Genomic DNA, 19,569 nt, shown 5'->3' with positions numbered 1-19,569 from the left:
TTCAAAGAAATTCGCTAATGTTTCGTTTCGCGGGAATTTGCGGCTTCTTCCAGAGCGTTTTCAATGTCTTCCGGGTCCGTACTCGGGGTTGCGTAAGCGCCGTTCAGCCACTTCGCAAGATCAATGTCAGCACAGCGGCGCGAACAGAACGGGCGGTAATCCTTTTGAGTTTCCTCAGCGCAAATCGGGCAGCTCACGCCAAGACCTCCTTCAGCGGGATGCGGCCCCGTTTGCGTTGCAATTCAAAGTGACCAAGCGTGGTCCACCCCACCAACACCGTGTCTTCGCTATCGCTGCGAAAGCTGGCCCGTAGGGCCGTTTCAAAGGCGCGACGATCCTTCTTGGGCATGGGAGCAGGATCGATCACAATCTGCCCCCCTAGCCCGCGCAGGCGTAGGGCCCGGGCGAGGAATTTGGCGCAGGCCATGTTCGCCTTCACCCCAGCGGCCAGCGAGGTGTCCGCGCCGGTGTTCACGTCCACCGCAACCAAGGCGCGGGTCTCTTCGATGAACAAAAACGCGCCACCGCTGAGAGGTTCCCGAATGCCCTGCACTGTTTCCAAGGCGTCTAGCACGCCCAGACGCTCAAACCCGCCAGCGTCACGCTCTATATCTGCCGGATCTGTCCAGTCACGCCAGGCCAGAAGATGCGGAGTATCGCCCTCCGCCAGGACTTCTGGCCCGCAACCAGCATCCTCAAGCACCTGAGACGCCAGCGACACCATCGCGAGAATGTCTTCTTCGATATCGGCGCTATCAGCACCATCGCAGGCGGATCGAAGGATCAGACCATAGGCAATGTCACCCATCGCGTCATGAGCAACTTCCAATAGCCGATCACGCTCCTCCTCGTCACGGATAGAGCGAGAAATATTGAGACCGGGAGCCTCGGGCGTGATGATGGCGTAGCGGCTTTTAAACAGTAACTTCTGCGAGACTGGCAGTGCTTTGCCTGCTTCAGCATAGCCGGTTAGCTGGACCAGCAACTCCTGTCCCGGTGCGAGACCTTTGACTTGGCGTAGAAAAGCAGGGCCATCCGGCGTTGTCAGGAACATCCCCCCCTGTCCCTTCACGGGTCGATCGGCCCGGGCACGGTAAACCGTACCAGGGGTCGGCGCATCGCTGTCGATCAGCAAATCCTCAAGCTGGCCATCCACCATGAGTGCCGCGGCTTCGCGTCCGTCGATGTGGTCGAGAATGATTGTACGGCCCTTCATGCGGCGGCCTCCTTGTTTGGTGTCCAGCCCGCCCCGCGCAACAGGGCAGACGTTTCGGCCAGTGGCAGGCCGACAATTCCCGTGAAAGATCCATTGATCCACGGAATAAGCGCCCCCGCAGGTCCCTGAATGGCATAGGCGCCCGCCTTGCCCTGCCAGTCTCCGGTCGCGAGGTAGCCGTTCAGCTCTTCATCAGAAAGCCGCTTCATCTTCACAGCGCTCACCACATCACGGGACCAGATCCGATCCCCCCGTCGTACGGCGACAGATGTGATCACCTGATGACGGCGGCCGGACAGGGCCAACAGAAATTGGGCGGCCTCTGCAGCGTCTTTAGGTTTTCCTAAGATCCGACGGCCAAGGGCGACAGTTGTGTCAGCACAGAGGATCACATCCTCTGCAGCGGCAGAAATAGCCTCAGCTTTCTGGCGGGCAATGCGGGCGCAATAAAGGCGCGGCAATTCCCTCGGCTTTGGCGTTTCGTCGATATCCGGCGGGCAAACCGCATCCGGGGTGATTCCCAATTGGGCCAGCAACTCCAGCCTGCGCGGGCTGCCCGATCCAAGAATGAATGCCATGTCTGGCCCTTTTGTCCTATGGCGCAGCCGGGCTGCACTTAATGTTGGCTTTGGCCCAGTCATATCCGGTTCATCAAAGCTGAAAAACCCCAACTGGTCATCGCAGTGGCTGCGCTCAAATAAATGACACCTGGTCGATTGCAGGCGCCCCAAAACAAAAGCCCGGCAAAGGCCGGGCTTTTGTTACTTGATGGATACCAGCGCTTATTTGAAGCGATAGTTGATCCGTCCTTTGGTCAGATCGTATGGGGTCATTTCGACCTGTACCTTGTCGCCAGCCAGAACGCGGATGCGGTTTTTGCGCATCTTGCCTGCCGTATGTGCGATGATCTCATGGCCGTTTTCCAGCTCGACCCGAAACGTCGCATTGGGCAGGAGTTCCTTCACGACACCGGGAAATTCGAGCGTATCTTCCTTGGCCATGTTATCTCCATAATGATGGTTTCCCGCGAGTCTGCGGGATGTGCGCTTAAATGAGCGCTTTTTCCCTGATTTTCAAGGGCGCAATCACCGCATGGGACATATTGTGACGGTTTTCCCCGGTTCGAGGCGTTCTTGCCAATGGGTCCGGTTGCGAACAATGCCATCCCGGCGCACCTGGGCGATTGCCTTGAGGTCGACATCAGCATAGGTCCAGCCCGGTTTGTTCAATACCCCTTCGGCGAGCACACCAGTTGCCGGGAATCCTGTGTCAGGGGGACCGAATATACCGCCCATACCAGTGTTCTGGTCCACGGCTTCGGACCAGTCAGCGGGGCCGACGATGGATGACATTACTGAAACACACTGGTTTTCAAGCGCGCGGGCCATGGCGCCGATGCGCACCCGCCAGTAGCCTGCCAGTGCCTCCGTGCAGGACGGCACCAGCAATACATCCACGTCTGAAAGCGCGCGGCCCAGCAGCGGGAATTCACTGTCGTAGCAAATTAGGATGCCGATCTTTCCCAGTTCAGTGTCAAATACCTTGAGCGCATCTCCACCGGTCACATCCCAGGGGTCGCGTTCGAACATGGTCATGATCTGCTTGTCCTGAACCCCCTTGTGTCCATTCGGCGCATAAAGGGTCGCGCGATTCACAGGACGTGTGTCGCCATCAAATACCGGCGCGGATGCGCCAAGGATGTGCACACTGAATTCAGCCGCAAGACCTAAATGCAGCGCATCAACATCCGGCATACGCCGGGAGACCGCGTGCAGAGATTTCTCCAGATCCCTTGCAACCTCGGCGCCGTCCAACGTTGCCAGTTCCATCGCGCCGTACTCCGGGAAGACCAGCAGATCCGCACCAGTCCCAGCAGCCTCTTTCACCCAGTGCGTGATTTTTGCCTCGTAGGCGGCCCAGTCATCGAACCAATCGAGGGGATAGGCAGCAGTGGCAATTTTCATAATACATCCTGTCTGTTGGTGTCAGGTCAAACGGCGAGACCAAAACTGAAGCGGTTTTCGGGTCTCGTCTACCTCTCCCACATCCCGCCAGGAGAAATCGGCGACCACGCCGGGCATGAGTTCATAACCGCGCTTGCGCCAGAAATCATCCAGAGCGCGATAGTTCAGCGGTCTGGCCGGATGGTCAGCCGGTCGCTGCACGCTGCAAAATGCCGAAACCGCATAGCCAAGTTCCCTGGCATGCGCCTCCCGCAGGTCAAAGAACCGATGCCCCAAGCCCATTCCGCGATACTCCGGCAAAAGAACAGATTCGGCGCAGTAGAAAACATCCTCCAGCGCCAGACCTGTCCCCGCGAAAGCGACTGCAAAATCCTCGGCATGATCAATGAGAGGCGCACCGGTCGAGGCACCAATCAGCCGCTCCCCGTCCCATGCGCCGACCACCACAGACCGATCGCTGTCCAGATAGCTTTGAAGATAGCTGCGTTCATAAGCCAGATCACCATCGTAGAGATAGGGCCAATCCCGGAATACAGCGATCCGCAGGCGGGCGACCTCGTCCATCACCTGCGCCAGCGCTGCGCCGCGCAGGCTCTGCAGACGCAGCCCCATCAGGCTGAGACCTGTGCCATCCAATCCGCAAGGTTATAGTAGGTCGTCACACGCGTGATCTTGCCATCTTCCAGATCAAAGAACGACCCGGCAGGCAAGCGATAGGTTTGCTGATGCGCCTCCGGTAGCCCTGCATCTGTTTCAAGATAGGTGCCATTCACGACATACTCAGCGGCCGCGCGTTTGCCATCTTCGTTGGCGAACACCACCATATCGGTGAGGGTTTCATCATAGCAGCGGCTCATGTGGGTGCAGAATTCTGCGAACAGCGCCTTGCCGATGCGGATCTTGCCCTCGTTCACATGGTGGGCCACGTCGTCCGACAAGCACTCAAGCATGGCGTCGGTATCTTTTGCGTTGAATGCCGCGAAATAGCGGGTGACGGTGCTGTTCATTTTTTCTCCAACGGGTTGCCCCAGCGCTCAGTCAGACGCTGGATGATCTGGGATCGGGTTTGCCTGTAACTGTCTAGCTTGGCATCCCGGGTTTCCCCCAGTCCAGTTGGGTCCATAATTGGCCAATATTCGACATCAAGGTGGAAAAACCGCGTGAGTTCCAGCGCCCGGCGCTGACTGGCGGGGGACAGTGCCACCACCAGGTCGAATGAGGATAGGTCGTCCCCCCACTGCTCCATCTCGTCGAAGGAACGTGACCGATGACGCGACAGCTCCACGCCAATCTCCTGACAGACCGCGATGCAGAAGCCGTCGATCTCCATGTCGTTCTTGACGCCGACCGATTGCACATAGGTGCCGGAGCCATAGAATTGTTTCATGATCCCCTCTGCCATCGGGGATCTGACCGCGTTGTGGTCACAGCAGAACAGGATCGACTGCGGCAACTCGCTCACGCTTCAGCCTCCAAAATGCAATACGCAAATCAGAGTGAAGAGACGGCGCGCCGTGTCAGTATCAATTTCCGCCTTGCCCTCCAGCCGCTCCTGCAACACGCGACTGCCTTCGTTGTGAATACCCCGGCGAGCCATGTCGATGGTTTCGATCTGACTGGGCGGCAGAGTTTTGACAGCCGTGAAATAGCTCTCACAGATCTGGTAGTAGTCTTTGACCACCTGACGGAACGGCGACAGAGATAGGTGAAATTCCGCCGCCTTTTCGCCAGCCTCGGAGGCAACATCAAAGACCAGCCGTTTGTCGCGGATGGCAAGCCCCAGATGATAGGGCCCCTCAGGCGCCGCTCGCTCACCACGCGCCGGTAGCGCAAAGCTGTTGTCCTCGATCAGGTCAAAAATCGCGACCCGACGCTCCTGCTCAATTTCAGGCGTCGGCGGGGGCAGGTTGCGGTCATCAAGGTCAATTTGGCTGATGCGGCTCATGGGTCAAATCTCTGTGCACGAGTTATACAGACAACTGACTAGCTGATGGTCGGTGCCACGGCAATCCGCAGAGCACAGTTGTGCCGCAACGATGCGCCTCTTGCCACAGTCATATTTGAGGAAACCCTAACATATCTCGCACAGGTCTCAGCGGTTCAGACGATCCAACCGGGCCCGGATCGACAACCCATGCGCTTCCAGGCTTTCGCTTTTTGCAAGCGTTTCAGCCGCAGGACCAATGGCGCGCAATGCTTCGGGAGTGATCTCACTCAGCGTTGTTCGCTTCAGGAAATCCATCACTGAAAGACCCGACGAAAACCGCGCCGACCGAGCGGTGGGCAGCACGTGGTTCGGCCCACCGATATAGTCCCCGATCGCTTCGGGTGTGTACTGACCAAGGAAAATCGCGCCAGCGTGAACGGTTTTCTCACTGAGCGCACGGGCGTCCGCGACGCAGAGTTCAAGGTGCTCGGGGGCGATACGATTGGACAGCTGAGCTGCCACATCCAGGTCAGGCACCACGATCACAGCACCGTAGTCCCGCCAGCTGGGTCCGGCGATGGCAGAGCGGTCCAGTGTTTGCAGACGCGCCTCTACCGCATCCGCCACAGAGCGGCCAAATGCCTCGTCATCCGTAATCAGGATCGATTGTGCACTTTCATCGTGCTCTGCCTGGCTGAGAAGGTCGAGCGCGATCCAGTCGGGATCGTTGTCCTTATCCGCAATAACCAGAATTTCCGACGGGCCAGCAATCATATCGATGCCAACCTTTCCAAACACGCGCCGTTTTGCCGCCGCGACAAACGCATTGCCGGGGCCGGTGATCTTGTCGACTGGAGCGATAGTCTCAGTGCCATAGGCGAGAGCCGCAACTGCCTGCGCGCCGCCGACACGGTAGATTTCATCGACACCGGACAGGCGGGCCGCCAGCAATACCAGCGGATTTATCTGTCCATCCGGGGTAGGGACCACGACCGCCAGCCGCTCGACACCGGCCACTTTCGCCGGAACCGCGTTCATCAGAACCGATGACGGGTAGCTCGCCAGACCACCCGGCACATAGAGACCAGCCGCCGACACTGCCGACCAACGCCACCCTAGTGAAGCCCCGGCGTCATCCTGCCATTCGGCGTTCTGGGGCATCTGCCGCACATGATAGGCGCGGATACGCTCCACCGCCAGTTCCAGCGCGGCGCGCTCCTCAGCCAATACGTCCTCAATCGCGGCATCAATCTCAGCGTCCGAAATGCGCAGTTGATCCACAGTCAACGGCAAACGGTCGAATTTCGCGGTCAGCTCAATCAGTGCCGCATCACCACGGGCTCGCACATCCGCGATGATGTCGGCGACCACCGCATCCACATCGGGGCTGTCTTCGCGTTTTGCTCCCAGAAGGGTTGCAAACGCCTGATCAAAATCAGCATCGGACGCGTTCAGAAAAACGGGCATTATGGCTCTCCTTTGAGCCTGCAATATAGCCCCCTGCCCGCAGTCTCAAGATGGTTGCACGTATTGAAGTCAGTCAAGCGCCTGCCGCGCGAGCGACGGGATTGCATCTGCCGCCAGAGCATTATCCAACGGGCATAGCATCAGCACATCATTGCGCGGCTGGCCATCCACGACCACAGAGCGCGGGCGCAGGCCAAACGGACGAAACCCTGCGTTTTCATAAAGCCTCCGCGCAGGATGATTCTCCTGATCCACGCATAATTCCACCTGCTTCAGCCCCCGCGCGCGGGCCTGATCCAAGACCCGCGCCAAAAGGGCTTTGGCCCACCCCTGACGCTGGTGGGCGGCTGAGATGTAGAAGGGGCCAAGATCCGCTGTATGCGAGAGGCGCGACAGTCCGCCCTGACGCAAAACCGCAAAGCCCACCAATTGGTCGTCAAGAAACGCGCCCCAGTAGGCGCCGCTCTCAAACCCTTTGATCAGGCTCGCATCCGGGATGCCATCCGCCTCTTCTGCACTCATCAAGAAAGAGGCCGGAAATGCGGTCAGACCTTCGCGCCACAAAACACGAAGATCAGCAAGATCAGCGCCCACCAACTGGCGCAGCATCATGTCTCGTGCCGAGGAGCCTGCCCAGACGGCGCCTGATAGGGACGTGTCACATCGCGCAGGGTGACCTCAACCGCCTCAACGTCAAGCCGGATGGCCCCATCACCGGCAAGGGTCAGAACAATATGCCCGTCGCCATCCGATCCCGGCTCAAAACTCAGCGACAGCAATGACAGGATCAGGTCGCGTTCCTTCCGATCAACACCCTGCGAAGCCACCGACAACACCTGATCGACGACCAGTACGCTCTGCACCCGCTCATAAGGGCGACCACGCTGTTCGGCGGCCTCTTTGTCTTCCCAGCGGAACCGGTTCAACAGCAGTGCAAATCGCCGCTCCGCAGGCCGCCAGCTGATCTCCGTCACCGGAAACACCGCATCCTGCGCAAGCGCGGCAATAATCTCCAGATCCTCAGCGCCAAGCGCGCCAAGGTTCAGCGGCGCTTCACGCCCGTCGTCGAAGGTTGCATCTGACATTACTGCTCCTGGATCCGTTCAATCTTGGCACCGACGGAGGACAACTTGCGCACCACATGTTCGTACCCACGATCCAGATGATAGACACGGCTAACGGTTGTCTCACCTTCAGCCGCAAGACCTGCGAGGATGAGCGAGACGGAGGCCCGCAGATCTGTCGCCATCACTGGCGCACCCTTCAGTTTTTCGACGCCCGTTACTGTGGCATGACCACCCTGAACGTCAATCTGGGCGCCCATACGTATCAATTCCGGCGCATGCATGAACCGGTTTTCAAAGATCTTTTCTTCCAGGACACTGGTCCCTTCAGCAGTACACATCAGCGCCATCATCTGTGCCTGCAAATCGGTCGGGAAGCCCGGGAACGGTTCGGTCACCACATCTACCGCTTTTACCCGGTTATCGCCGCGGCGTACCGTCAGGCTGTTCTCATTCTCGGTAATTTCGACCCCGGCCGCCTCCAGCTTGTCGCAGAAGGCTTCGATCAGGGATCGCTTACCGCCCAGCAGCTCCACCTCGCCACCGCAAATGGCGGGCGCCAGCATATAGGTCCCTAATTCGATCCGATCGGTTACAACCGGATGCGTGGCACCATGCAGGCGATCTACACCTTGGATCGTGATGGTGGATGTGCCCTCACCTTCGATCTGCGCACCCATTTTACGCAGGCATTGTGCCAGGTCGACAATCTCCGGCTCACGCGCCGCGTTATTGATGACGGTCGTCCCCTTGGCCAATGTCGCAGCCATCAGCGCATTCTCAGTGGCGCCGACGGAGACCAGCGGGAAGTCAATGACCCCGCCTTTCAATCCGCCCAGAGGCGCCTTGGCGTGCACATAACCATCCTTCAGATCCAGCTGCGCCCCAAGCGCCTCAAGCGCCTTCAGATGCAGATCCACCGGACGCGCGCCGATGGCGCAGCCGCCCGGCAACGAGACAACAGCGTGACCATCACGCGCCAGCATCGGCCCCAGCACAAGGATCGACGCCCGCATCTTCCGCACGATATCGTAGTCAGCAGTGTGATTGTTGATGTCATGGCTCGACATGGCCAACACCTGACCATCCTGTAGCGTCGAAACCTCGGCACCCAGTGACTGCAACAGCGTTGTCATGGTGCGAATATCCGACAGGCGCGGTGCATTTGTCAGCGTCAGCGGCTCCTCACTCAGCATGGTTGCGGGCATCAGCGTGAGGCAGGCGTTTTTTGCACCTGCGATGGGAATTTGCCCCTTCAGAGGACCATTCCCGGTCACCAAAATCGAATCCATCTGCCCTTACTCCTTAGAACTGCCTGTTGTGGGATCATCTGCCGGACCGCCGGTGACGTCATCTTTGACCGAACGCGCCTTCGCCTGGGCCTTCCGTCGGCCCATATTCGCCTTCAATGCGGCCTTCAACCGATCTTCGCGCGTAGGCGCAGACCCACCATTTTTTACTGTTTTCTTCTCTGCCATAAGTCTTCTGTACCGGAGTGTGAAAAAACCGTCCAGAATGCTCTTGCGCCCCAGTTCGTTTATGCCTAAAAGCCCCCTCACCGGCGCTGCTGTAGCTCAGAGGTAGAGCACTCCCTTGGTAAGGGAGAGGTCGAGAGTTCAATTCTCTCCAGCAGCACCAGTTTCCAAGACACTGATATTTCACATCTTTATAAGATGACGCATCCGTTCTGAATGCTGCTCTCTGTGCTTGACTACGTTCCAGACCACTCCCTCACCCGCCGTTGATAAGGCGGCGCGGGCAAGCCCCTCCAAACCATTCGGCGCCTCACCTCATGCCCGGATTCGAATCGATCTGAAACCGAAACCATCTTCGATTCGGACAGATTGTTGCCCATGCAGCGACAACGTACCAACGCAGTCATGACTGTCAGCGATTACCCGCCGTTGAATCAATTTGTTTGTAATTCCTTGCCCTCGAATCGCATCGGTTAAGGCTGATTTTAATTTTCCCCCGCCAGTCTGGACACCGAAGCCTCATACCCCACTCCGATTTTGACGGGCGCGAGGCTACCGCAGCATTTGGTGCAGGAGGGTTGAATGATACATACAAAACGACAGCAACCGCCCCTACTAGTACTGCGGATATCGACCGCTCCGCCTGGTTCTAGGCGCCATGATGGTGACCCAGGCCATTTGAGGTACGCAAAAAAATGGGGGCCGGTGCTACATTTTTTCAAGCACCACTTCACACGGCAGATCAGACAGGCACATACTCAGTGGCTCTGCCCCCTCCCCAACCTTGACGCCTACAAAGGCGTCTGCCTGTCCTTGTCAGGCGGTTCTGGCAGCGGATCAGATCTGGTCAAATCACCGAGGTTCTCTCACCTCAGATCGTGCTGGAAACGACGACGGTTTTTCGGCCTGTTTGCCAAGCGACAAAAAGATCAAGTGGCCTCCTGAAGCTGCTCCGCCTGAAATCCGCTTATCCATTGGAAAGATCCCGCCAGTTCCAGCGGGCTCCCTTTGAGCGCGATGCCGCATTTGGTGTATCCGCTTTGCTTCAGTCGTAAGGCGCTGAAGATCAGCCTACCCAACCACAAGGGGCAGGTTAACGCCTCGCGTCCGAGCTTCTGCAGGATCGGTCTTCAAGCCACCAAAAGACGCAAATTACCGCCGACAGGGCACAACCAAACCCGACCGCCACAAAGATGAGCCGACAACCGGTCGGCCAGCCTGGCGATCAATAGAGACACCAACGCGCAGCCTGAACAAGGCATGCGCGAGAACCCGAGGCCGCCCTCGATAAGGAACATGTCATGTCGACGATATGGAACTCCATTTTCAGAAAAACCGCCGTGGCCGCTGCTGCTCTGACCGTGATGAGCGTTTGCGCCGGGATGCTTCCTGCACAGAGCATCAACAACGACATAAAGAGTCAATTAGACCAGTTTGTACGACGTGGTACCGAAGTCAGATTTGAGGGCTACCTAACTGGCTATAGTTATTGGGATAACACACCCCCTGGCAGTGCTGCCATCGCGCGCCCGGTCCTGCGGCGTCAGGCCGGGGGAACCGGGACCTACAACGATCCGGTCACCATCGCTGTGGGTCATGCCATACGACGGGGGCGCCAGACGCTGGATTTCCCTGCAGGCACACGTTTCTACATAGAGCGTCTGCGCAAATATGCCATCGTGGAAGACGTCTGCGGTGACGGCCACCAGCCCCAAAATGGCCCCTGCCATACCGGCAAGAATGGCCGCCCGTGGCTTGATATTTATATCGGGGGCAAACGAAACTCCGTTCGCGATACAGAAAGATGCATGAACCGGCTGACCGGGATGCAGCCGATCCGCCTCAACCCCCGACGTGGTTACCCGGTAGCACGCGGAGAGATTTCAGCCAGCGGATGTCAGGTTTTTGGCCCGGTGAGCTGATACTTGTCTAGCGGGTGCGGCGCTTCAGATGCGCCAGCGCCTGCAAGACAATCCCATTCGTGTTGAGGTCGGCATGGTTTTTCATTTGTGCATATCCATCAAGGAACAATCCACTGCTCATGCCAAAACCATCAATCCGGGCGTGCTCTTGTACCATATCCAGCATTTTACGGGTGTGCCGACAGGGTCTGACCGCATACCAAAGATAAGCTGCCTTGGTCGAGAAAATTCCATACGGGCTGCTGGAAACCGGTTCAAACACCACCTCGCGCCCTTTTCTGTAGCTGACGTTCCAACGTGTTTGGTGGCCCAGATCGAAACCTTGGTAGACAAACCAGGGTGAGGTGTCGATTGGCGTCTCAGATGGCGCAAGCAGCTGCCCGGTCTGGTCAAAGTGGTGCTTAATCGCACCCAGAAAGACATCCGTTAGCACGGCGCATTCCGCAGAGGGCCCCAGTTCCACATATTCAAGCAACAGCGGCTCAGTTGGCAAGATGCCAATTTTGTCGACTGCATAGAGCAGGCTGACCGTTCTATCAGCAACGGTTTCACCGACAAACGCCTCCCGGTAGGGAGAGCGGGTTTCCGACTGGCCCAGAGCTGGCAAAACCCGGGTCTGATAGTGCGCACAATGTGACTGATAAGATGATTGGATACGTGTCTTAAGGATATTGTTAAGGACACCACCCTGCATCAAACCCGCAATCCGCCATTTGCTCATCAGCTGCGAACAGGCATCCGCAAGGGCGGTATGCTGCGCTGCCCGTGTCACTGCGCTGGTAAGCCGGGCGAAATCACAGGCATCGAACCCTCGTCTTTCGATCGAGGCATCCCGGACATTGATCAACGTCGGCGGATATGCTGCGTCGCCATCCTGAATAACCGGAAGCGATGCCATGATCTTTTTAATGCGGCGATAGATCCTATCAGCCGGTGCCAGCTCCAACTCAACCGCTGCCAACAAGCCAAGGATCAGGCTGCCGACATCCCACATCGTGATTTCGGAGTTGTTGAAGGACTTGCCGTTGATCTGTTTTCTAACTGTTAAGGCCAATCCGGTGGCATTCATTTCCGCCTGTTCAAGATAGCTATAGGCCAGCTCGGCATCAGCCATCATAGCGGCATCGAAAACAGGTGCCTCCGGCGACAGGTTCCTGTCACGTAACGTGTCTCGTGCCTCAAGCAAAAGCTCATGAGCGGGATCAACTATTCCTGTAGGATAGTTGAGGCAGATACCGTTTGCGGCCGGCACTTTGGCAGAGAGCCGACTGACTGATTGCGCCTTATGAACAAAAACTGCATCCGGGTGGCGCACATCGCCACGTTGTGGAGCGACATCATCTGCAAGAAAAATCGGACCTTCTATCGGCTCTCCATCAGGTCCCAGCCCTGGCGCCCCAAGCCGGCGCTGCTCTCCATCGCGGGTTTCGACCAGCAATGTGCCGTCAGCCCGACGCTCCCCGCCACGCACCAAGGTCACACAGTCGGTACCCAACCGGCTCCGCGCCTGATCCAGCAACCCGTTGTATCCCTCCGCATCGCCCGGAAACTCCGGCAAAACAACATAGTGCCTGGAGTGGTTCGGCAAGAACCCACAACACCGCTTGTAGATTTCGCGCGGCAAAACAGACAGAAGATACCCAGAGAGCCGCGCGCGGTTAACGCTTGCGGCAATGCGCTGACCAACCTCATAAGCGCGGGCAGGGTCAATCGGCAATTCCGCAACATCCACCGCAAGAACAGTGCCATCCCCCAATTGGGAAAACAGCCCTGACGTCATCCTCTCTTGCGCGGACCTCAGGTCCAGGCGTGCCTTCAATGGCAGCATCAATACGGCAGCAGGGCCAAGCAGCGCCTCGCGTTCAGCCGCCTCAACCGCATCATAGATCACAGTCGTGCATCCCCCGGTCCGCAAACCGTCCTGCCGCAACTCGCGCTCAAGCTCATTGGTCGATACGGTCGAAAAATGCGCTGGCTGAGCGGCAGCCGCCATGGCACCGGGCAGCAACTGGTCGATTTGCGAGCGCAGCCCCCAAAGGCTCCGCGCCTTAAAATATCCCGTCTTGCGCATCAGATTCCGCGACGCAGGAACGATCTCGACAAATGTCCGATTTTGGGAGGCGGTGTCACTCAGCATCGCCAGAAGAGGATGGGTCCTATCCGGTGTATGTTTGGAGAAGTCTTCGAAAGCGACTTCGACGGAGACTGCCACCCCCTGCGACAGAAACGCGAAAATCAGAGAACCAAGCGCATTTTCCGGCAGCGATGGATGTACGCCGGTCAGTAATATGGAAAACGCACGGATCCCCTCGGCCCGCTGGGTCTGCGCCAAGGCCGGCCAGGTCGTGCTTAGCAGGCCACTTGAGGCCAAACCCAGAAACTCACGGCGTTTCCACGACATTACGTTGTCCAACTTTCTGGTTCCGGCAGTGTTTACCATAACTTGAACGATCCGCGATGCCCATCTTGAATTATCATTAGGACTTTGTTAAAAACTTAATTAGCGGACGCGGAATCAAAATGGTTTGCGCGAAAGTCAATCTGGCGAAAATCGCCTGCCCCCCAAACGAGTGAATGAAAAAGTAACACGTTATTTGAACGGGTTGGCAAGTGATGCATACGACGACCAAAAATCGGATGGCGCCAGAGGCGAGAAAGCGCAGAGCAAAACCATCTGCGCCCGAGGCCCGTGTGCACAAGACATTTCCTACCGAAATCTTGCCGGCGGAGATGACCACCTCGACCGACGCCCAGAGGCAAATTTTCAAGGCCGGGACTGCAACCCGCCCGTTTATCGCCGCCTTGTTTTTCGTATTGGGACTGGCCTTGGCTGCTGCCATGATCATCGCGGTCACGCAGAATGTCATTACCGAATTTAAACTGGCCCGCCCTTTGTTTCAGAACAATGCCCCGACAGATGCCGTCAATTCGGACTGGCGCCGGTTTCTACCGCAAAGCGACAGTCTTGAGGGGGACGGTGGCTATGACACGCTGGACAGCGATGATCCAAGCGTCGCAGCGGCAACAAGAAACGCTTGCCAGACGCAATCATCCACAGCCCGCAGCGCCAGCAATAATCCTTCAACACTCTATGCTTTTGTCACCGCTGACCTGGAAGATGTCTCTAACTCCGTTCAACGGACGTGCGACACGATCAACGTGTTTATTCCTGAGTGGTTGATCATCAGTGACAAGGGGATCGACTGGCTGCAATCCGGCAATCAGGATTTTGGCACCCCTTACGTTGTGCGAACCAATCCATTTGGCAATCATCTCATTCAACCCTTGATGCATGTTCAGGCCACCGCGCTTGAGGAAGGCAGCAATCATCACTGGTCCAAGGCCGCGGAACTAGCAACACGGCACGGATGGTCCGGCATGTGTTTTGATATGCGCCGATTGGAAGTGCAGAACCTGCAGAAGGCCCTGACCCATCTGAATGGCGTGCAACATGAGTTCGCGGCTAAGGGTCTTGAGTCCTGTGCGGTCATTGCCCCCGATCAGATCGAGACCCTGTCCTACGGGGTTGCCTTACCTGATCGGGTCATTCTACCGGCGGTACAAAACAGCTATCGACTTGGAATATATGAAGAGTCGCCAGCACCCCTGGATTGGTTCCAGACCGTTCTGGAACGCGCGCGCAGTACTATTCCCAAGGAAAAACTGGTGATTGGCATGGCCGCCGGCGGCGTGCATTGGACGACTGGTGCACCTGCACCCGAGTTCATCAGCTACGCAGATGCGATGTCTCAGGCGGATCAATACGGGGCCTTTGCAGGCTATTCGCCCGAGAAAGGCCATGGGCTGATTTCCTACATGGATACCCGCGGCGAGCGGAACATGATCTGGTATCTGGATGCCGTGAGCCATTATAGCCAGCTGCTGAGCATTGCGGAGGCCGGCATCGACGGCGTCGCCATCTGGGGTTTGGGGCAGGAAGACCCCTCCATCTGGCCGCTGCTCGCTAAAGAAGATATTCTGTCAGACAGTGCCTTTGACACGCTACGCGACATTGATCTGAACAGCTTTGTCTCATATCGCGGTACTGGCCCCTTCCTGCGGTTCAGTCAAAAAGAGGTGCTTGGCCACCGTCATATAACACGGGATGCCGAGACCCTGATGGTGACCGATGCGGTCACTGATCCTCTGCCGCTTCCGGTCATTGCTGACCGCTACGGGACCCTTCCGGACAAATCGATCCTTCTTACGTTCGATGATGGCCCCGCCCAGGATCACACGCAGGATATCCTCGATATCCTGAACGACGCCAAAGTGCCCGCTACCTTCTTCATGGTGGGCAATCAGATGTTCGAGCAAAAGAACGTCGTTGACGCCTTGGCACGCTCCGAGTTCGATTTTGGCCTCCACACCTTTTCTCACCCTCGGCTTGACCGATCGTCCCCAGCGCGGGTTCAGGTGGAACTGGCGTTGCAGTCACGGATCTTCTCCTGGCTGACAGGTCGCACACCTGTGGTGTTTCGTGCGCCCTACATGCGCGGTCCCGGACCGCTTGAGGGCGATCTGGCGCGCCGACTTAAGACCATCATTGACCAACGCTACCACCTTCTGGGTGCCGATATCGTGCCGCCCGATTGGCGCAGCCTCAGCCCCAAGCAACTGGTCGACTACACGCTGGACGCATTGGATGGCAGCGGCCAGGTCCTGCTGCTACATGACGGCGGTGGCGCCCGCAGCAACACGATCAGCGCACTGCGCCTGCTGATCCCTGAACTGAAGGCGCGCGGCTATCAGTTTCTGACACTGAAACAAGCCATGGCAGGGGTCGGTAGCCCCTATGAAACCCGACAGGCTGCCAGTCTTGAACCGTTTGAGGCGCTTGCCTTCACCGGCTTTGGAAATAGCGCAACATGGGTGGCATTCCTAGTGCCCTTCGCGGTGCTGCTTGGTGTCCTTCGCGCTCTTGTTTTGTTTGTAATGGCGATCCGCTCCCGCCGGGCCGACCGTGCAGACCTGCGCCACCGTACAGGTGATTTCTCCGCCCCGGTCACGGTTGTTATCCCCGCTTACAACGAAGAGAAGAGCATTCTGAAGACAATCTACAGTGTGCTTGAGTCAGACTACCCAAATCTTTCGGTGCTGGTGGTGGACGACGGATCAACCGACGACACGCATGGGCTGGTGACCAAGACCTATAAAGACAATCCTAACGTCCAGATCCTGCGCCAACCCAATGGCGGCAAGTGGAAGGCCGCCAATCTTGCCTTCTCGCATGTGACAACTGACTATGTCGTCGCGATCGACGCCGATACCATCGTCGCACCGGATGCGATCCGCCGTCTGATGCAGCCCATGCGTAACCCCAAGGTCGGCGCCGTCGCCGGGAAGATCATGGTGGGCAATTCGAACAACCTGCTGACCAAGCTGGAAAAACTGGAATACACCGTTGCCCAGAACATTGATCGTCGCGCCTATGAGACGATCAATGCTATCATGGTGGTCCCCGGCGCCTTTGGCGCCTGGCGGACTGAGGCAGTGCGCAAATGCGGCTATTACTCCAGCCAGACTTTGGCCGAGGACACCGATCTGACGATATCGCTTCTGGAGCAGGGCTATGAGGTCCGCGCGGCCGAGCGCGCCTATGCCTACACCGAAGCGCCAGCCTCTGTTGGCACCCTGATGAAGCAGCGGATGCGCTGGTCCATCGGTATTCTGCAATCCGCATGGAAACACCGCAGCACCATCCGCAAAGGGCACGCAGTCGGGTTAGTCGGGCTCACCGATCTGGTTATCTTTGGGGTGATCATGCCCCTGCTTGGCCCGATTATCGACCTGCTGCTGGTGCTCATGCTGGTGCGGTTTGTCTCCAGTTTTGATGGAACCACTTTTGATGCCTTCACGGTTCGCGATTACGCCGTGCTTTCTATCTTCCTGGCGTTGCCGCTGCTGGAGATGATCATGGCCGACTATGCCGTGCGCTCAGAGCCGACCATGCCGCGGTCTATGGTGTTGCTGCTGCTGCTGAACCGGCTCATCTACCGCCAGCTTCTGATAATAAATGTCTACCGTTCGCTGTGGCGTATCCTGACCGGGCGGCTGACAGGTTGGCACAAGCTGCGCCGATTTGGGTCTGTTCAGGCGCCTGTTCGATCCACAGTTGCCGCACGGGCCCGGCTTGGCTGAGCTCTGATGCATTGATCGCGCCCCGCAAAATTAGCCAGTGCTAAACCTGCATGACTGACCACTAACGGCCAAGACATCGCACATAAAAAACCTGCCCAAGGACAACGCCCGGGCAGGTTTTTTGTTTGCATCGGCGGCGTATCAGTTGCCGTCTGACGTGCTACCACCGGAGAGCGCGTTCGGGTCGAAGGCCCCTCCGAAGGCGGAGCTACCACCTGTCGCGGGCGCAGGAACGCTGCTTTCGTCTTCGCCCTCGGTTGTTGAAGCATCACCTCCCCCTAATGCGTTAGGGTCAAAGGCCCCGCCAAAGCCCGAGTTGTTCCCACCGCTGGGTGCGGGCTCAGATGTTGTTGCCCCACCAGCATCAGACGCACCGTTTTCGGCCTCTTCCGCAGCCCTGCGGGCAGCTTCATCGGCGCGGCGCTGGCGCAGTTCCTGAATACGCAACTCCGTTTCCAGTCGCTTCTGCTCTTTGACATCCGCAATGCACTGGGCCGGGCTGTAAACGGTCGCGGTACCAACAATGACGATGGTGAAACAGGCAACCCCAACCAACCCGAGAGCCGCCCAGTTGGAACTCAGGAACCCCGGAAGCCGCAGACGCCCACTCTCAAGCTCTTCTACCGTCGCATCCTTGCGCGCAGCCGCCACAAGTTCTCGCCGACGGATCGTCGCCTCATTGAACAACGCTGCAAAGACCGTCAACACAACGATAATGAACGCCAGAGCAGAGATTGCAGGCGTAATGCCATAACGCACCTTCTGCGCCAGCTCGATGGTGAGCGTTGGATATTCTCCGAAGGTGAAGGTGGTGGTGTTGTAGTTCTCAAAGCTGGCGAGAAAGGCCAGGACTGCCGCCGATGCAATTGCAGGTTTCATGAACGGCAGCAGCACCTTGCGGAACGCCTGCGCATGGGTTGCCCCCAAATCAAGCGCCGCCTCGGTCAGCGCGATATCATAGCGCTGCAGACGGGCCACCAGCACCAGCATGCAGTAGCTGGCAATAAAGGTGGACTGACCAATGATAGTCAGGAACAAACCGTTCGACAGGAAACTATCTGCCCCCAGCCCAACCATGCGATTGATGCGATCCCAGAACACCAGTGTTGAGATACCAATCACCACACCGGGTATCAGGATTGGTGCGATGATCACCGTGTAATAGGTGGCCCGCAGCTTTGGCCAAATCTGGGTCAGCATCAGCGCCCCTGCTAGGCCCATCGCAACGGACAACACGACGGTACCCGCCCCGACCAGGATCGAATTTTTGATCCCGTTCAGAATACGTTCGTCCTGAAACAGCGCTGAAAACCACTCAAATGTCAGGCATTCCCATGGCGTCGCCTGCGGGAACCCAGGTGAGTTGAAGGCCGTGACCGACATGATCACCAGCGGCCCCAGCAGATAAGCGAAGAAAATCGCCAGATAGAACCAGACGCTCAGGCGCAGAAAGGAGAGGTTTTTCATTTGCCGATATCTCCCATGTTCACCTTGAACAGGCGCATGACGGCCAGAACCAACAGGATACAGGTCACCAGAAGAACAACCGCATAGGCAGCACCCTGTGGCCAGTCGCTGTTGTCATTGAACTGCTGATAGATCAGCTGCGTGAACCACAGGGATGACGGCCCGCCAAGAATCTGCGGCGCGGCCAACGCGCCCGCGGACAACATGAAGACCATCGTGCAACCCGAGCTGATGCCAGGCTTGGCATAGGGGATCACAACGCGCTGATGGATCTTGGGCCAACTGGCCCCCATGTCACGGGCCGCCTCAATCTGATTGCGGTCAAGACTTTCGATCACATTGTAGATCGGGAAAATCATCAGCAGGATGTAGGCATACCCAAGCCCTGCATAAAGCGCGATATCATTCCGGATGAAATCAAACGGGGTGTCAAACACACCCATCCCGACCAGCGCGGTGTTCAGGACCCCGCTTTCGCCGAAGATGATGCGCAGTGCAAAGGCCCGCAGGATTTCGTTGATCCAGTAAGGAATGATCAGCATCAACGCGAAGATGCGGATATGATTGCCCTTGGTCTGGGCTAGATAATAGGCAATCGGATAGCACAGGATCAGGTTGAACAGTGTCACACAGACGGCCGCGACCAGCGTACGGAAGAACACACGCAGATCAACCGCATTATAATCCTGACCACCGCCCTCGGGACCGAAGATCAGGTATTTGTAATTCTCCAACGTATAGACATCTTTCGGCCCGCCGATTTCTGGCGGCGGCAGGTTTGGCCGGAATGAAAAGTCGAGCATCGACAGCTGTGGCAGGATGATAAGACCAATCGTCCAGAACAAGACGAGTCCCAACATCAAAGAGCCCAGCCCATAGCCGTTGCGATTGAAAAATTCCCTCAGGAATCTTGGCATGGTCCGGGC

General features: G+C 57.5%; 19 protein-coding genes and 1 tRNA gene. 3 read left to right on the top strand and 17 right to left on the bottom strand.

The features are described 5' to 3' along the window. Positions 1 to 14 precede the first annotated feature (14 nt). From GAL_RS00685 to GAL_RS22720, 14 genes are all read right to left on the bottom strand, one after another. Positions 15 to 197: a DNA gyrase inhibitor YacG gene (locus GAL_RS00685; RefSeq protein WP_014881230.1), complete on the bottom strand. Its 183-nt coding sequence runs from the start codon at positions 195 to 197 to the stop codon at positions 15 to 17. Continuing rightward, a complete protein-coding gene (locus GAL_RS00680) occupies positions 194 to 1,216 on the bottom strand; it encodes a ribonuclease E/G (protein WP_024095686.1) in 1,023 nt (340 codons plus the stop codon). The genes GAL_RS00685 and GAL_RS00680 overlap by 4 nt, the downstream gene beginning before the upstream one ends. Beyond that, positions 1,213 to 1,794 (bottom strand): Maf family protein, encoded by a 582-nt coding sequence (locus GAL_RS00675; protein WP_024095685.1) that lies wholly within the window; start codon positions 1,792 to 1,794, stop codon positions 1,213 to 1,215. The genes GAL_RS00680 and GAL_RS00675 overlap by 4 nt, the downstream gene beginning before the upstream one ends. Positions 1,795 to 1,998: 204 nt before the next feature. Beyond that, positions 1,999 to 2,217: a translation initiation factor IF-1 gene (gene infA, locus GAL_RS00670; protein WP_005978431.1), complete on the bottom strand. Its 219-nt coding sequence runs from the start codon at positions 2,215 to 2,217 to the stop codon at positions 1,999 to 2,001. Between the two features lie 84 nt (positions 2,218 to 2,301). Next, the gene (locus tag GAL_RS00665; RefSeq protein WP_024095684.1) at positions 2,302 to 3,180 is read right to left on the bottom strand and encodes a carbon-nitrogen hydrolase family protein; all 879 of its coding nucleotides are present in this window, start codon (positions 3,178 to 3,180) and stop codon (positions 2,302 to 2,304) included. 21 nt (positions 3,181 to 3,201) lie between these two features. Further along, positions 3,202 to 3,792, bottom strand: coding sequence for a GNAT family N-acetyltransferase (locus GAL_RS00660; protein WP_024095683.1), 591 nt, complete (start codon positions 3,790 to 3,792; stop codon positions 3,202 to 3,204). After that, on the bottom strand, positions 3,792 to 4,187 hold the full coding sequence (locus GAL_RS00655; RefSeq protein ID WP_024095682.1) for a ketosteroid isomerase-related protein: 396 nt from the start codon (positions 4,185 to 4,187) through the stop codon (positions 3,792 to 3,794). Before GAL_RS00655 ends, GAL_RS00660 begins: the two co-directional genes overlap by 1 nt. After that, complete coding sequence (locus GAL_RS00650) at positions 4,184 to 4,642, bottom strand: arsenate-mycothiol transferase ArsC (protein ID WP_024095681.1); 459 nt, start codon at positions 4,640 to 4,642, stop codon at positions 4,184 to 4,186. Before GAL_RS00650 ends, GAL_RS00655 begins: the two co-directional genes overlap by 4 nt. A 3-nt stretch (positions 4,643 to 4,645) precedes the next feature. Continuing rightward, positions 4,646 to 5,125: a UPF0262 family protein gene (locus GAL_RS00645; protein ID WP_024095680.1), complete on the bottom strand. Its 480-nt coding sequence runs from the start codon at positions 5,123 to 5,125 to the stop codon at positions 4,646 to 4,648. Positions 5,126 to 5,272: 147 nt separating this feature from the next. Further along, positions 5,273 to 6,574 (bottom strand): histidinol dehydrogenase, encoded by a 1,302-nt coding sequence (gene hisD / locus GAL_RS00640; protein ID WP_024095679.1) that lies wholly within the window; start codon positions 6,572 to 6,574, stop codon positions 5,273 to 5,275. Positions 6,575 to 6,643: 69 nt separating this feature from the next. Then, positions 6,644 to 7,186 carry a GNAT family N-acetyltransferase gene (locus tag GAL_RS00635; protein ID WP_040104258.1) on the bottom strand — a complete coding sequence of 181 codons (543 nt, stop codon included), beginning with the start codon at positions 7,184 to 7,186 and terminating at the stop codon, positions 6,644 to 6,646. Then, positions 7,183 to 7,659 carry a DUF2948 family protein gene (locus GAL_RS00630; protein WP_024095677.1) on the bottom strand — a complete coding sequence of 159 codons (477 nt, stop codon included), beginning with the start codon at positions 7,657 to 7,659 and terminating at the stop codon, positions 7,183 to 7,185. The genes GAL_RS00635 and GAL_RS00630 overlap by 4 nt, the downstream gene beginning before the upstream one ends. Beyond that, on the bottom strand, positions 7,659 to 8,930 hold the full coding sequence (murA, locus tag GAL_RS00625; RefSeq protein WP_024095676.1) for a UDP-N-acetylglucosamine 1-carboxyvinyltransferase: 1,272 nt from the start codon (positions 8,928 to 8,930) through the stop codon (positions 7,659 to 7,661). Before murA ends, GAL_RS00630 begins: the two co-directional genes overlap by 1 nt. 6 nt (positions 8,931 to 8,936) lie before the next feature. Further along, entirely contained in the window at positions 8,937 to 9,116 is a 180-nt protein-coding gene (locus tag GAL_RS22720; RefSeq protein ID WP_040104259.1) for a hypothetical protein, read from the bottom strand. An 85-nt stretch (positions 9,117 to 9,201) separates the two neighbouring features. Here GAL_RS22720 and GAL_RS00615 point away from each other — a divergent pair. Both GAL_RS00615 and GAL_RS00610 read left to right on the top strand, forming a co-directional pair. Next, positions 9,202 to 9,276, top strand: a tRNA-Thr gene (locus tag GAL_RS00615). Positions 9,277 to 10,414: 1,138 nt separating this feature from the next. Then, entirely contained in the window at positions 10,415 to 11,035 is a 621-nt protein-coding gene (locus tag GAL_RS00610; protein ID WP_014873295.1) for a hypothetical protein, read from the top strand. Positions 11,036 to 11,042: 7 nt separating this feature from the next. On the opposite strand, the gene GAL_RS00605 is transcribed toward GAL_RS00610, so the two are convergent. After that, positions 11,043 to 13,436, bottom strand: a complete 2,394-nt coding sequence (locus GAL_RS00605; protein WP_024095675.1) for a DUF3131 domain-containing protein — start codon at positions 13,434 to 13,436, stop codon at positions 11,043 to 11,045. A 329-nt stretch (positions 13,437 to 13,765) separates the two neighbouring features. Between GAL_RS00605 and GAL_RS00600 the strand changes: the two genes are divergently transcribed. Next, positions 13,766 to 17,176, top strand: a complete 3,411-nt coding sequence (locus GAL_RS00600) for a glycosyltransferase (protein ID WP_244462792.1) — start codon at positions 13,766 to 13,768, stop codon at positions 17,174 to 17,176. Positions 17,177 to 17,317: 141 nt separating this feature from the next. Here GAL_RS00600 and GAL_RS00595 read toward each other — a convergent pair whose 3' ends face one another. After that, positions 17,318 to 18,643, bottom strand: a complete 1,326-nt coding sequence (locus GAL_RS00595) for an ABC transporter permease (protein ID WP_024095673.1) — start codon at positions 18,641 to 18,643, stop codon at positions 17,318 to 17,320. Beyond that, positions 18,640 to 19,560, bottom strand: coding sequence for an ABC transporter permease (locus tag GAL_RS00590; RefSeq protein ID WP_024095672.1), 921 nt, complete (start codon positions 19,558 to 19,560; stop codon positions 18,640 to 18,642). Before GAL_RS00590 ends, GAL_RS00595 begins: the two co-directional genes overlap by 4 nt. Positions 19,561 to 19,569 lie beyond the last annotated feature (9 nt).

Source organism: Phaeobacter gallaeciensis DSM 26640 (assembly GCF_000511385.1).
GTDB classification, from domain to species: Bacteria; Pseudomonadota; Alphaproteobacteria; order Rhodobacterales; family Rhodobacteraceae; genus Phaeobacter; species Phaeobacter gallaeciensis.
This window is presented reverse-complemented; position numbering and strand designations above follow the sequence as displayed.

Coding starts and splice junctions, on each gene's coding strand:
- GAL_RS00655 (WP_024095682.1), bottom strand. CDS start 4,187: ATGAACAGCACCGTCACCCGCTATTTCGCGGCATTCAACGCAAAAGAT.
- murA (WP_024095676.1), bottom strand. CDS start 8,930: ATGGATTCGATTTTGGTGACCGGGAATGGTCCTCTGAAGGGGCAAATT.
- GAL_RS00665 (WP_024095684.1), bottom strand. CDS start 3,180: ATGAAAATTGCCACTGCTGCCTATCCCCTCGATTGGTTCGATGACTGG.
- GAL_RS00590 (WP_024095672.1), bottom strand. CDS start 19,560: ATGCCAAGATTCCTGAGGGAATTTTTCAATCGCAACGGCTATGGGCTG.
- GAL_RS22720 (WP_040104259.1), bottom strand. CDS start 9,116: ATGGCAGAGAAGAAAACAGTAAAAAATGGTGGGTCTGCGCCTACGCGC.
- GAL_RS00680 (WP_024095686.1), bottom strand. CDS start 1,216: ATGAAGGGCCGTACAATCATTCTCGACCACATCGACGGACGCGAAGCC.
- GAL_RS00635 (WP_040104258.1), bottom strand. CDS start 7,186: ATGATGCTGCGCCAGTTGGTGGGCGCTGATCTTGCTGATCTTCGTGTT.
- GAL_RS00645 (WP_024095680.1), bottom strand. CDS start 5,125: ATGAGCCGCATCAGCCAAATTGACCTTGATGACCGCAACCTGCCCCCG.
- GAL_RS00610 (WP_014873295.1), top strand. CDS start 10,415: ATGTCGACGATATGGAACTCCATTTTCAGAAAAACCGCCGTGGCCGCT.
- GAL_RS00675 (WP_024095685.1), bottom strand. CDS start 1,794: ATGGCATTCATTCTTGGATCGGGCAGCCCGCGCAGGCTGGAGTTGCTG.
- GAL_RS00605 (WP_024095675.1), bottom strand. CDS start 13,436: ATGTCGTGGAAACGCCGTGAGTTTCTGGGTTTGGCCTCAAGTGGCCTG.
- GAL_RS00630 (WP_024095677.1), bottom strand. CDS start 7,659: ATGTCAGATGCAACCTTCGACGACGGGCGTGAAGCGCCGCTGAACCTT.
- hisD (WP_024095679.1), bottom strand. CDS start 6,574: ATGCCCGTTTTTCTGAACGCGTCCGATGCTGATTTTGATCAGGCGTTT.
- GAL_RS00595 (WP_024095673.1), bottom strand. CDS start 18,643: ATGAAAAACCTCTCCTTTCTGCGCCTGAGCGTCTGGTTCTATCTGGCG.
- GAL_RS00660 (WP_024095683.1), bottom strand. CDS start 3,792: ATGGGGCTGCGTCTGCAGAGCCTGCGCGGCGCAGCGCTGGCGCAGGTG.
- GAL_RS00600 (WP_244462792.1), top strand. CDS start 13,766: ATGACCACCTCGACCGACGCCCAGAGGCAAATTTTCAAGGCCGGGACT.
- infA (WP_005978431.1), bottom strand. CDS start 2,217: ATGGCCAAGGAAGATACGCTCGAATTTCCCGGTGTCGTGAAGGAACTC.